Source organism: Xanthomonas sp. NCPPB 3005, from assembly GCF_041228095.2.
In the GTDB taxonomy this organism is placed as follows: domain Bacteria; phylum Pseudomonadota; class Gammaproteobacteria; order Xanthomonadales; family Xanthomonadaceae; genus Xanthomonas_A; species Xanthomonas_A bonasiae.
The window spans coordinates 4091330-4104115 of sequence record NZ_CP166096.2 but is presented as its reverse complement, the minus strand read 5'-3'; the positions used below and the strand labels follow the sequence as shown (position 1 = coordinate 4104115).

5 protein-coding genes are annotated in these 12786 nt (G+C 69.6%); all 5 read left to right on the top strand.

The window, feature by feature from the left end:
* Window positions 1-8: 8 nt before the first annotated feature.
* Complete coding sequence (locus AB8810_RS17605; RefSeq protein WP_369914407.1) at window positions 9-1031, top strand: nucleoside hydrolase; 1023 nt, start codon at window positions 9-11, stop codon at window positions 1029-1031.
* Between the two features lie 1005 nt (window positions 1032-2036).
* Complete coding sequence (locus tag AB8810_RS17600) at window positions 2037-6974, top strand: alpha-2-macroglobulin (RefSeq protein WP_369914406.1); 4938 nt, start codon at window positions 2037-2039, stop codon at window positions 6972-6974.
* A gap of 524 nt (window positions 6975-7498) precedes the next feature.
* Window positions 7499-10399, top strand: a complete 2901-nt coding sequence (locus tag AB8810_RS17595; protein WP_369914404.1) for a TonB-dependent receptor — start codon at window positions 7499-7501, stop codon at window positions 10397-10399.
* 29 nt (window positions 10400-10428) lie between these two features.
* On the top strand, window positions 10429-11376 hold the full coding sequence (locus AB8810_RS17590) for a glycerophosphodiester phosphodiesterase family protein (RefSeq protein ID WP_369914402.1): 948 nt from the start codon (window positions 10429-10431) through the stop codon (window positions 11374-11376).
* Window positions 11377-11526: 150 nt separating this feature from the next.
* On the top strand, window positions 11527-12777 hold the full coding sequence (locus AB8810_RS17585) for an efflux RND transporter periplasmic adaptor subunit (protein ID WP_369914401.1): 1251 nt from the start codon (window positions 11527-11529) through the stop codon (window positions 12775-12777).
* Window positions 12778-12786 lie beyond the last annotated feature (9 nt).

The following is a 12786-nucleotide window of genomic DNA, read 5'->3' as shown; positions in this document are numbered from 1 at the left end:
AGGCGCGCATGCGCAGTCTGAAACGGTGGGCGGCGCTGGCGCTGCTGGCGTTGGCATCGGTTGCCGCCGCGGCGGCGCCGCCGGCACAGAAGGTGGTGGTGTCCACCGACATCGGCGACGACATCGACGATGCCTTCGCGCTGGCGCTGCTGCTGCGCAGCCCGGAGCTGGACGTGCTCGGCATCGCCTCGGCGTGGGGCGACACCGGGCTGCGCGCGCAGCTGCTGCAGCGGTTGTTGCAACAGGCCGGGCGCAGCGAGATCCCGTTGGCGATCGGCCATGCCACGCCCTCCACGATTCCCTTCAGCCAGGCGCGCTGGGCGGCGCAGGGCACGCGGCCGCGCAAGGCGCCGGACGCGGCGGACTTCATTCTGGCGCAGGCGCGGCGCCATCCCGGCCAGGTCACCTTGCTGGTGCTCGGACCGCTGACCGATGCGGCGCGCGCGTTGCAGCGCGACCCGCAGGGCTTCGCCCAGCTCAAGCAGGTGGTGCTGATGGGCGGGTCGGTGCGGGCGGGCTACGGCAAGTCGCGCTACCGGCCGCCGAGCGCGCCGGCGCCGGAATACAACATCGTCTCCGACATCGGCGCCGCGCAGCGCGTGTTCGCCGCCGGCGTGCCGATCGTGATGCTGCCGCTGGACGCGACCCAGGTGACCCTGGAGGAACCGGAGCGGGTGGCGCTGTTCGCGCATGGCGATCCGCTGACCGATGCGCTGACCCAGCTCTACTACCAGTGGCGCGACACCGACCAGCCCTGGGCCAGCGCCACGCCGACCCTGTTCGACGTGGTGCCGGTGGCGCAACTGCTCGACCCGAGCCTGTGCCCGACCGTGCCGTTGCGCATCGCGGTCGACGACCAGGGGTATACGCGGGAAGTGCCGCCTGGCGCGAGGGCAACTGGCGGCACTGTGGCCGTCGACGACGCGTCGGATGGCGGCCATGCGGCGCCCGGCGCCGCCAACGCCCAGGTCTGCCTTGCGCTGGACCGGCCGCGGCTGATCGCGCTGTACATGCAGCGCTTGTTGCATTGAGGCGGCGGCGAGTCCGCCGCTTCGCTCGTCGCGGCTGAAGCCGCTCCTACAGGGAACTTGCGGCCATCCAACCGGCTGCACTGTAGGAGGGGCTTCAGCCCCGACCGATTGCCGAACCGTCGCGATTCCAGGCTTCGCTCGTCGCGGCTGAAGCCGCTCCTACAGGGAACTTGCGGCCATCCAGCTGGGTGCACTGTAGGAGGGGCTTCAGCCCCGACCGATTGCCGAGCCGTCGCGATTCCAGGTTCCGCTCGTCGCGGCTGAAGCCGCTCCTACAGGGAACTTGCGGTCATCCAACTGGATGCACTGTAGAAGGGGCTTCAGCCCCGGCCGGTTACCGAAACCGTCGCGATTCCAGGCTCCGCTCGTCGCGGCTGAAGCCGCTCCTACAGGGAACTTGCGGCCATCCAGCTGGGTGCACTGTAGAAGGGGCTTCAGCCCCGGCCGGTTACCGAAACCGTCGCGATTCCAGGCTCCGCTCGTCGCGGCTGAAGCCGCTCCTACAGGGAACTTGCGGTCATCCAGCTGGGTGCACTGTAGGAGGGGCTTCAGCCCCGACCGGTTATCGAAACCGTCGCGATTCCAGGTTCCGCTCGTCGCGGCTGAAGCCGCTCCTACAGGGAACTTGCGGCCATCCAGCCGGGTGCACTGTAGGAGGGGCTTCAGCCCCGACCGATTGCCGAGCCGCCGCGATTCCAGGCTTCGCTCGTCGCGGCTGAAGCCGCTCCTACAAGGGCTTGTGGCCGACTGGTCGGGTGCACTGTGGGAGGGACTTCAGTCCCGACGGCATCCGGTCTGGGTAACCTGTGGCCTCATCGGCTGCTTCCACAGAGCCCGCACCGCATACACAGAAATCGCCGCGTGCACGGTCCGGCGGCGGGTGCCCGCCGCCGTCCACGGCCGCCTTGCCGGGCGCCGGCGAACGCCGCGTCCGCAATCTCGATTCCGAGTCTCCGGCGGTCGCGTCCGCGTTCTATACTCGCGCCACTTTCACGGAGCGAACGTATGCACACGGATTCGAAGCGGCAGTGGCGCCTCCTGCGCGCGGGGCTGTTGAGCACCTTCCTGCTGCTGGGCCTGGCGTTGGCACTGGGCGGCTGCAAGCGCAACGAATCCGGGCAGTTGCCCGACGCCAGCGGCGAGCCGGTCAAGGGCCAGAAGGAAGCGATGAAGGGCTTCGGCCTGGTTCGCGCCTATCCCGACCAGAAGGGCGACGGGCTGTCGCTGGCGCTGGAGTTCTCGCGGCCGCTGGTCGGCACCCAGGACTTCGACAAGCTGCTGCGCTTCGAAGAGAAGGTCGGCACCGACGAGAGCGCCTGGTCGCTGTCCGACGACGGCAAGACCCTGCGCTATCCGTACGTGGAGGCGGCCAAGGACTACACCGTACTGATCTCCGCCGACCTGCTCGCCGCCGACGGCAGCCGCCTGGGCAAGCCGCTCAAGCAGAAGGTCTACACCGGCGAACTGGAGCCGGCGGTCGGCTTCGCCTCGCAGGGCAGCGTGCTGCCGGCGCGCGAGAGCCGCGGCCTGCCGGTGGTGTCGCTCAACGTGCCGGAAGTGGACGTGGAATTCATGCGGGTCAAGGAAGGCTCGCTGCCGGCGTTCTTCGCCCAGTACCAGCGCGGCGGCCGCCGCGGCAGCTGGGAAATGGACAGCGACTACAGCGACCACACCCCGATCTCGCAGCTGGCCGAGTCGGTCTACGTCAACCGCTTCGTGCTCGGCGGCGACAAGAACGAACGCGCGCTGACCTATCTGCCGATCCAGGACATCAAGGAACTGCAGGAACCGGGCCTGTACTTCGCGGTGATGAAGCGCCCGGGCCGGTTCGAGAACGAATACGACACCGCGTTCTTCACCGTCAGCGACATCGGCCTGCACGCGCGCGCCTACAAGGACAAGCTGTTCGTGCACACCGCCTCGCTGCAGAGCGGGGAGCCGTTGAAGAAGGTGGAACTGCGCATCCTCGACGCCAAGGGCGAGCTGTTCCTGAAGGGCGAGACCGACGCCAACGGCAACGCGCTGCTGAACTACACGCTCGACGCCGGCCAGGTGCTGGTGGCGCGCAGCGGCACCGACCTGTCGATGCTGCCGTTCAACCAGCCGGCGCTGGACCTGAGCGAGTTCGCCGTGGCCGGGCGCGAGAACGCCTGGTTCGACGTGTTCGCCTGGTCCGGTCGCGACCTGTACCGCCCCGGCGAGACGGTCCGCGTGTCGGCGCTGCTGCGCGACAACGACGGCAAGCCGGTGGCGACCAGCGGCAAGGGGGCGCAGCCGGTGTTCCTGCGGCTGAAGCAGCCCGACGGCAAGATCTTCCGCGAGACCCGCCTGCAGCCGGGCGAGCAGGGCTATTTCAGCTTCGAGCAGCTGATTCCCGCCGATGCGCCGACCGGGCGCTGGCAGGTGGAGTTCCGCACCGATCCGTCCAGCAAGGAAGCGGTGCAGGGCATGACCCTGCGCATCGAGGAGTTCCTGCCCGAGCGCATGAAGCTGGACCTGGACAGCGCGCAGAAGACGCTCAAGCCGGGCGAGCCGTTCAAGCTGCAGGCCACCGCCGCCTATCTGTACGGCGCGCCGGCCGACGGCAACCGCTTCACCGCCAAGCTGGCGGTGGCGGTCGAGCAGCATCCGGTCGAGTCGCTGCCCGGTTATTTCTTCGGCGACTCGACGCTGCAGCTGCCGCGCGAAGCCAAGGACGTGATCGATACCGAATTCGGCGCCGACGGCAAGATCGCCGAAGACCTCGCGTTGCCGGACGAAGCCAAGCCGACCAGCACCATCGCCGCGCTGGTTTCCGCCAGCGTGTACGAGACCGGCGGCCGCACCGTCACCCGCACGCTCAAGCGCGTGCTGTGGCCGGCGCCGGCGCTGGTCGGCGTGCGCCCGCTGTTCGACGACAAGGACGGCGCCGATGCCAACGCCAACGCCCGCTTCGAGCTGATGCGGGTCGACGCGCAGGGCAAGCCGCAGCCGGCCAAGGGGCTGAAGGTGACCCTGGTGCGCGAGCTGCGCGACTACCACTGGGCGTTCGCCGACAACCGCTGGGACTACGATTTCACCCGCCGCTTCGAGAACAAGCAGACCCTCACCGTCGATGCCGGCAGCGCCGCGGCCAAGTTCGATTTCCCGGTGGAGTGGGGCGAGTACCGCGTGGACGTGTTCGATCCGTCCACCGGCCTGACCACGCGCTATCCGTTCCGCGCCGGCTGGAGCTGGAACGACGAGAACCGCGGCCTGGACGCGCGCCCGGACAAGGTCAAGCTGGCGCTGGACAAGACCGGCTACAAGGCCGGCGACACGCTCAAGGTCACCCTGACCCCGCCGCATGCCGGTCCCGGCGTGCTGATGGTCGAGAGCGACAAGATGCTGTACGTGCAGGACATCGACGTGAAGCCGGGCAGCAGCTTCGAGATCCCGGTGACCAAGGACTGGGAGCGCCACGACGTCTACGTCACCGCGCTGGTGTTCCGCGGCGGTTCGGCGCCGAGCAAGATCACCCCGGCGCGTGCGGTCGGCGTGGCCTTCGTGCCGATGGAGCGCAAGAGCCGGCGCGTGGCGGTGGGCCTGGTCGCGCCCAAGCAGATGCGTCCGGAGCAGCCGCTGCCGGTGACGGTCAGCGTGCCGGAACTGGCCGGCAAGCAGGCGCACGTGACCATTTCCGCGGTGGACGTGGGCATCCTCAACATCACCCGCTTCCCGGTGCCCGACGCCAACGCGCAGTTCTTCGCGCAGCGGCGCCTGGGCGTGGACGCGTACGACATCTATGGCCGGGTGATCGAGAGCTTCGAGGGCGGGACCGGCAAGCTGCGCTTCGGCGGCGACATGGCATTGGCGGCATTGCCGCAGGCCAAGCGCCCGACCGCGCGGGTGCAGACCGTGGACCTGTTCTCCGGTTCGGTGAAGCTCGACGCCAAGGGCAATGCGCGGGTGCAGCTGCCGGTGCCGGACTTCAACGGCACGCTGCGGGTCTCGGCGCTGGTGTATTCGGACGAGCGCTACGGCAACCGCGACGTGGAGACGCTGGTGCGCGCGCCGATCGTGGCCGAGGCCAGCATGCCGCGGGTGATGGCGCCGGGCGACCGCAGCACGGTCACCCTGGACGTGCAGAACTTCACCGGGCAGGCGGGCGAGTTCAAGGTGCAGGTGGACGGCGAAGGCCCGCTGGCGATCGCCGAGAACGCGCGCAGCGCCAAGCTCGGCAAGGACGGCAAGGCCACGCTCAGCTTCCCGCTGGTGGCGCAGGAGGGCTATACCGTGGCCAAGGTGCGGGTGCGGGTCGACGGCAACGGCTTCAGCGTCGACCGCCGCTACGACCTGCCGGTGCGCGCGGCGTGGCCGTCGGTGCTGCGCGCGCAGACCCGCGTGCTGGATCCGCTGGCGCCGGTGACGCTGGGCATGAGCGACGCCGAAGGCCTGATGGCCGGTTCGGTCAACGCGCGCATGCTGGTCAGCGCGTTGCCGCCGATCCCGTTCGCCAGCGCGCTGCAGGGCGCGCTGAACTACCCGTACGGTTGCGCCGAGCAGACCACCAGCAAGGGCTACGCCGCGCTGCTGCTCGACGACGCCACCGCCAGGCTGCTCGGCGCCAAGGGGCTGGACGCGGCGACCCGCCGCGAGCGCATGGAAGGCGCGTTCGGCCGGCTGGCCTCGATGCAGATCTCCAGCGGCCACTTCTCGATGTGGGGCGACGACGGCTACGTCAATCCGGGCCTGACCCCGTACATCGCCGAGTTCCTGCTCGACGCCAAGGACGCCGGTTTCGCGGTGCCCGACAACGTGCTGCAGAAGGCCCTGAACCGGCTCAGCGAGGACCTGCTGTCCGGCGGCAACAACTTCTACGGCCAGGATCGCCGCGAGAACCTGAAGTTTGCCAACCAGGCCTGGTCCGGCTATGTGCTGGCCCGCGTCAATCGTGCGCCGCTGGGCACGTTGCGTGCGCTGTACGACAACGACCGCGGCAAGGCGCTGACCGGCCTGTCGCTGGTGCACCTGGGCGTGGCGTTGTCGCTGCAGGGCGACAAGAAGCGCGGCGAAGCGGCGATCGCGGCCGGCTTCGCCAAGGACAGCGGCGACCGCCCGCCTTACTTCGGCGACTACGGCAGCGTGATCCGCGACGACGCGTTGATGATCGCGCTGCTGCACGAGCGCGGCCTGGCCAAGCCCGAGTACGACGCGCGCGCGGTGGCGCTGGGCCGCGAGATCGACGCGCGCCGCCGCAGTGGCTGGCTGTGGCTGAGCACCCAGGAGCAGGTGGCCCTTGCGCGGATGGGCAAGGCCTTGCTGGTCAACCAGAGCAAGCTGGTGTCCGGGCAGTTGGCGGTCGGCGACAGCAGCGAGGCGATCGGCGCGGCCAAGGCGTTCGGCCGCCAGTTCGGCGAGGCCGAGCTGGCGCGCGGGGTCAGCTTCGTGCCGCAGGGCGAGGCGCCGCTGTACGCCAGCCTGGAAATCGCCGGCATCCCGCGCAAGGCGCCGGAGGTGGACGAGAGCACGCTGAAGGTGGAGCGTGAGTGGTACGGCACCGACGGCAAGCCGTGGACGCCGCGGCCGCTGAAGGAAGGCGAGGCGCTGATCGTGCGCGTCACCATCACCTCCAACGTGGGCATGCCCGACGCGCTGTTGACCGACCTGCTGCCGGCCGGCCTGGAGATCGAGAACTTCAACCTGGGCGATGCCAAGCAGTGGGCCGACGTGGTGGTGGACGGCATCGAGATCAGCGACCGTTCCAACGCCGCCGACGTCAAGCACGAGGAGTTCCGCGACGACCGCTACGTGGCCGCGCTGAGCCTGGCGCAGGGCGGCAAGGCACAGGTGTTCTACCTGGTGCGCGCCGTGACCCCGGGGACCTACACGGTGCCGCCGCCGCTGGTCGAGGACATGTACCGTCCCGACCTGCGCGGGGTGGGGCGCAGCAACCCGGGCACGATCAGCGTCGTGCAGCCCTAGCGGGCGACGGTCCGGGCACGCGCCAGCGTGCCGGCCGCAGGTAGAACGGAGACGACGATAGGGCCCTTGCGGCCCTATCGTCGTTTTGGGCGGCCGTGAGCCGTGCGCCACCGTCGCGACGCTGCCGCGCCGTGCTGGACAATCGCGAGCGGCGCATTGTGCGGATGTCTCGTGGCCTTGGTGCTTGCAGTCCCTGCATCCGCGCCGTCCGCACCTGCCGGCATTTCCCTTCTCCCTGCGGGAGAAGGTGCCCCGAAGGGGCGGATGAGGGTACGGCGAAGCCTTGAACGTTCGGCAACACCCGGCGATCGGTTTCACCGTCCCCCTCACTCCCAACCCTTTCGCCGCGCTCTCGACACCCTGGACTCCATCCCCCACACCTGGCGCCCGCAGCGGCGGACCTGCAGCCAACCCGCCGCTCTCGCAACTGCCAACCCGGTGACATGGGCCTGTCATCGCCCCCTGGATAAAATTAACTACTTTGAAGTTATTAATTAATTTTGAAATTTTCCAGGGGATACGAGATGACGCGATCGCACAACCGCCACCAGCGCACGTTGCTGGTGTGCCTGCTTGCCGCCAGTTGCCAGGCCGCCCTCGCGCAGCAGGCCACGAGGCCGTTGCCGCCTTCCGCCGCGGACGGCGACACCACCGATATCGCCGCCGCTGCGCCGGCCGCCGCATCGCCGCCGGCCGCCGCCGCTGCGGGCGCGGCCAAGACCCTGGACAGCGTGGTCGTCACCGGCGTGCGCAAGGCCAATGCCGCGGCGATGGAGAGCAAGCGCGCGGCGACCAACATCACCGACGTGGTCAGTTCCACCGACGTGCGCGCGCTGCCGGACACCACCATCGTCGAGGCGCTGCGCCGCATCCCCGGCCTGTCGGTGCTGCCGGCGACCGACAACGAGCATCCGCGCGACGAGGCCGCCACGCCGGTGCTGCGCGGCCTCGGCCCGTCCTACAACAACGTCACCATCGACGGCCTGACCGTGGCGTCGCCGGGCACGCCGAACGGCACGCTCGGCTCGATCACCCGCGGCGTGCGCCTGGACATCCTGCCGGCGTCGATGGTCAGCGAACTGCAGGTGGTCAAGACCTTCACTCCCGATCTGGATCCCAACGCCACCGGCGGCGCGATCAACCTGCGCACGCGCAGCGCGTTCGAGAACGGCGGCAAGCCGTTCTTCACCAGCGAAGCCTCGCTCGGCCATGCCAACGATGTCGGCAAGCCGCGCGACCAGGACGATCCCGGCTACCGCCTCGGCGCCACCGGCAGCACCACCTTCGGCAGCGACCGCCAATACGGCCTGACCCTGTCGGGCAACTACCAGACGTTGAGCAGCTACACCGAAACCCACATGACCACCGACACGGTGCACTACGGGTTCTACGACGGCAACGGCGTGCTGCAGAGCGGCAGCAACCTCGGCAACGGCTGGGCGGTGCCGCAGCAGGACAAGTACTGGTACGTGATGGACAAGCGCGACCGCTACGGCCTGACCGGCAAGTTCGAGGCGCACCCCAGCGCCGACCTGCAGGCCTACGTCACCGCCGGTTACTACTATTTCAAGGACGACATGCAGCGCAACGAGCTGATCATCGATCCGCGCAACCGCAACCGCGTCGCCAACCAGACCGCGACCTCCGGCAGCTATCCGGCCGGCGACATCGAGGTCGGCTATTCCAACCAGGTCACCACCACCCGCACCAAGCTCGGCCAGGCCGGCATGGAATGGCGGCCGGACGACCACCAGATGTTCTCCGCACGCGGTTCGTGGTCGGATGCGACCTACGACGAGCCGATCCAGATGTTCAAGTATGTCACCGGCGCATCGCGCCCGGCGGCGGTTCCGGTCGGCCAGACCGGCCCCGGCGTTACCGTCGTTCCCAGCGCCGACTACGCCTTCACCTACGACACCTCGGCGCTGAACCAGCGCTTCCCGGTGGCGCCGCAGGCGTACTCCAACTACGACAACTACAGCCTGTTGTACTGGCGTCCGGACTACAAGCGCAGCGCGCGCGACCGCATCCTCACCGGACGCCTGGACTACGGCTTCAACCAGGGCGAGCAGGACCGCGGCCTGGGCTTCGGCGCCGGCGTGTCGTACACCACCGACAAGCCGTCGTTCGACATCTACCGCGACGACTACGAGCCCAACCGCAGCGCGCCGGCACTGAACATCGCCGACGTGCTGGCGCCGTCCAACGCGCCGCTGCGCTATCTGGGCCTGAACCTGATCACCATCGATCCGAACAAGGCCCGGCACGTGCTGCAGTCCACGCCGCTGAGCGCGTTCAACAGCACCGACCAGTCGGCCTTCAGCAACCAGGACAACTTCACCCATACCGAAAAGATCTTCGGCGCCTACGGCCTGGTCAGCTACCGTGCCGAGGCGTTCAACGTGGAAGCAGGCCTGCACTACGACGACACCGACCAGTCCACTGTCGGCCGCCAGCGCCAGCTGGATACGGCCAGCGGCAAGTACGTCTACGTCGATGCGCCGACCGATTCGCATTACGCCAACCTGCTGCCGTCGGCGATCATGACCTACCACCTCAGCGACCGCCTCGACCTGCGCGCCGGCGCCAGCCGCACGCTCGGCCGTCCGCCCTACGACGCCTACGCCGCGCGCACCTCGATCGGTTTCGTCAACAGCACCGACGCCGGCAATCCCAACGCGCAGGGCGTGACCGTGACCGTGGGCAATCCGGACATCAAGCCGCGCGTGTCGACCAACCTGGACCTGTCACTGGAATGGCGCCTGCCCGACGAGGTCGACGGCATGCTCGCCGCGGCGGTGTTCAACAAGCGCATCCAGGACGAGATCTTCACTCTGTCGCGCACCGACCAGTTCAGCTACAACGGCACCACCTATTCGAACGTGCTGATCAGCACCCCGGCCAATGCGTCCAAGGCGCATATCCGCGGGCTGGAACTGAGCGCGGTGCTCAACACCTTGCTGCCCGGCGTGCCGGCGCTGTCCGGGCTGGGCGGCAGCGCCAACCTGGCCTTGCTCGACGGCGGCATGGACGTGCCGTACAGCGTCGGCAGCGCGCCGAACGTGAGCCAGCGCCAGCGCAGCGTCGATCGCCTGGTCGGCCAGCCCGGCTACACCGCCAACGCTTCGCTGTTCTACAGCGTCGGCGGGCTGGAGCTGCGCGCGGCCTACAACCGCCAGGGCAAGGCGCTGCGCGCCATCGTCAGCAACATCGACTGGCAGGATCTGTACTGGGCGCCGCGCTCGCAGCTGGACCTGTCGGCGACCTATGCGGTCAACAAGCAGGTCAGCGTGGTCGGCCAGGTCAGCAACGTCACCCACAGCCGCATCACCAGCGTGACCGGGCCGGGCGAGAACCTGTTGAAGGACACCTACTCGGTGCCGACCACCTACTGGTTCGGCATCCGCTTCACGCCTTCTCTTTAAACCCTTCAATCCTTCGGACGCCCATCGCCATGAAATCCACTCTGTTGCCGCTCCTGCTGCTGGGCAGCGCGCTGACCGGTCCCGTCGCTGCGGCCCCCGCCGACAGCGCCGCCAGCCAGGCGCGCCTGGCCGATCCCGCCGGCGGCATCTTCGTCGTCGCCCATCGCGGCTGCCACAATCCGGCGCCCGCGCACGGCTTCCCCGGGCATGCGCCGGAGAACTCGCTGTCCGGCCTGGAGCGCTGCGTGGCGCTGGGCGTGGACATGCTGGAAACCGACATCCGCCGCGCGGCCGACGGCACCCTGGTGATGTTCCACGACGCCACCGTCGAGCGCACCACCGACGGCAACGGCAAGGTCGCCGAGATGACCTGGGCGCAGCTGTCGCGGCTGCGCCTGCGCGACGACGAGGGCGGCGCCGATGCGCCGCTCACCGACCAGCATCCCGTGACCCTGGAGCAGATGCTGGCCGCGGCCAAGGGCCGGATCATGCTCAATCTCGACGTCAAGGCGCCGATCTATGCGGAGGTGGCGGACGCGGTGCGGCGTGCGGGCATGCAGCGGCAGGTGGTGCTCAAGACCGAGGCCGGCGTGTACAGCCAGCCGCTGGCGTCGCTGCCGCCGTTCGACCAGATCAACTTCACCCCGGTGCTGCTCAATCCGCCGGGCACCGACGACCTGCTGCAGACCGTGCGCACCCAGATCGGCGGCAAGGTCCGCCCGGTGGCGATCGAACTGCCGCGGATGCGCGCCGAACAGTTGCCGGCGCTGGCCGCGTTGACCAGGCAGCAGCACGTGCGGCTGCTGGTCAACACGCTGTGGGAAGGGTTCGTCGCCGGCTACGGTGGCGACGCCGACGCGGTGCGCGATCCGGATGCGGTGTGGGGGCGGCTGTACCGCGACGGGATCGGCGCGTTCCAGACCGACGAGCCGGAAGCCCTGCTGCGCTACCGCGCTTCGCTCGAAAAAAAGCCCTGACCGCGCGCGGTTCGCCGCGCAACTGTCCGTAATCGGTCGCCGATCGTCCGCTTGCGGACGCGGCGGCCGCGCCCGATGCGGGCGCCATGCAGTCGTTTCAATGGGTTATCGCGCTTCGCCGATTGGCATGCGGCCTGCTCTGCAGTAGGCATGGATATCGCGAAGTCTCCCAACCGTTCGATCTGGCGCCACCGGCGCCGCTGGCTGGCGCTGGCCGTGGCGGCCGTGCTGCTGCTCGGCGTGGTCCTGTTGGGTGCGGGCCGCGCCGCGCCGCAGGTAAGCCGCAGCGAGCTGTGGATCGACGCCGCCACGCGCGGCGAGATGCGCCGCGAGATCCGCGCCAACGGCACGCTGGTGCCGCGGCAGATCCGCTGGATCACCGCCGGCGCCACCGCCACCGTGCAGCAACAGTTGGTCGATGCCGGCGCGCGGGTGCAGGCGGACACGCTGCTCCTGCAACTGGCCAATCCCGAGCTGGATGCCGGCCTGGACCGCGCCCGCGCCGCACTGGCCGGCGCCGATGCCGACCTGGCCGCGCTGCACGCGGCGCTGGCCTCGCAACTGCTGGACCAGCAGGCGCTGCAGGCGCAGGCCGCGTCCGATCTGCAGATCGCGCAGATCAAGGCGCAGGCCTACCGGCGCGGCCACGACGGCGGCGCGATCTCGGCGATCGACCTGATCCAGAGCCAGATCGTCGAGGCGCAGCAGCGCGCCCGCGCCGGCATCGAAACCCAGCGCGTGGCCGCGTTCCGGCAGAACATGGCCGCGCAGCTGCGCGCCGCCCAGGCGCGGCGCGCGCAGGCCGCCAGCGCGCTGGCCATCGCCGCGCAACAGGCCGCCTCGCTGCAGGTGCGCGCCGGCAGCGACGGCATCCTGCAGCAGGTCGACGTGGAACCCGGCCAGCGCGTCGAGGTCGGCGCCAAGCTGGCGCGGGTCGCGCGCCCGGACGACCTGCTGGCGCGGCTGCAGGTGGCCGAGGTGCTGGCCAAGGACGTGATCGACGACCAGCCGGTTGCGGTGGACACGCACAACGGCGTGGTGCGCGGGCAGGTGGCGCGGATCGACCCGGCGGTACGCAGCGGCAGCGTGGTGGTCGACGTGCGGCTGGCGCCGCCGCTGCCGCCGGGCGTGCGCCCGGACCTGTCGGTGGACGGACGCATCGTGCTCGGCACCCTGCGCGACGTGGTCAGCATCCCGCGCCCTGCGCTGGCCGTGCCGAACACCGCCGGCACCCTGTTCGTGCTGCGCGACGGCGGCGACCGCGCGCAACGCATCCGCGTGCGCTTCGGCGCCGCCTCCAGCGACCGCATCGAAGTGCGTGCCGGGCTGCATGCCGGCGAGCAGGTCGTGCTGTCCGACACCAGCCAGTGGAACGCCTACGACACCCTGCGCTTACGCTAGCGCTCCAGG

Coding starts and splice junctions, on each gene's coding strand:
- AB8810_RS17595 (WP_369914404.1), top strand. CDS start 7,499: ATGACGCGATCGCACAACCGCCACCAGCGCACGTTGCTGGTGTGCCTG.
- AB8810_RS17585 (WP_369914401.1), top strand. CDS start 11,527: ATGGATATCGCGAAGTCTCCCAACCGTTCGATCTGGCGCCACCGGCGC.
- AB8810_RS17590 (WP_369914402.1), top strand. CDS start 10,429: ATGAAATCCACTCTGTTGCCGCTCCTGCTGCTGGGCAGCGCGCTGACC.
- AB8810_RS17605 (WP_369914407.1), top strand. CDS start 9: ATGCGCAGTCTGAAACGGTGGGCGGCGCTGGCGCTGCTGGCGTTGGCA.
- AB8810_RS17600 (WP_369914406.1), top strand. CDS start 2,037: ATGCACACGGATTCGAAGCGGCAGTGGCGCCTCCTGCGCGCGGGGCTG.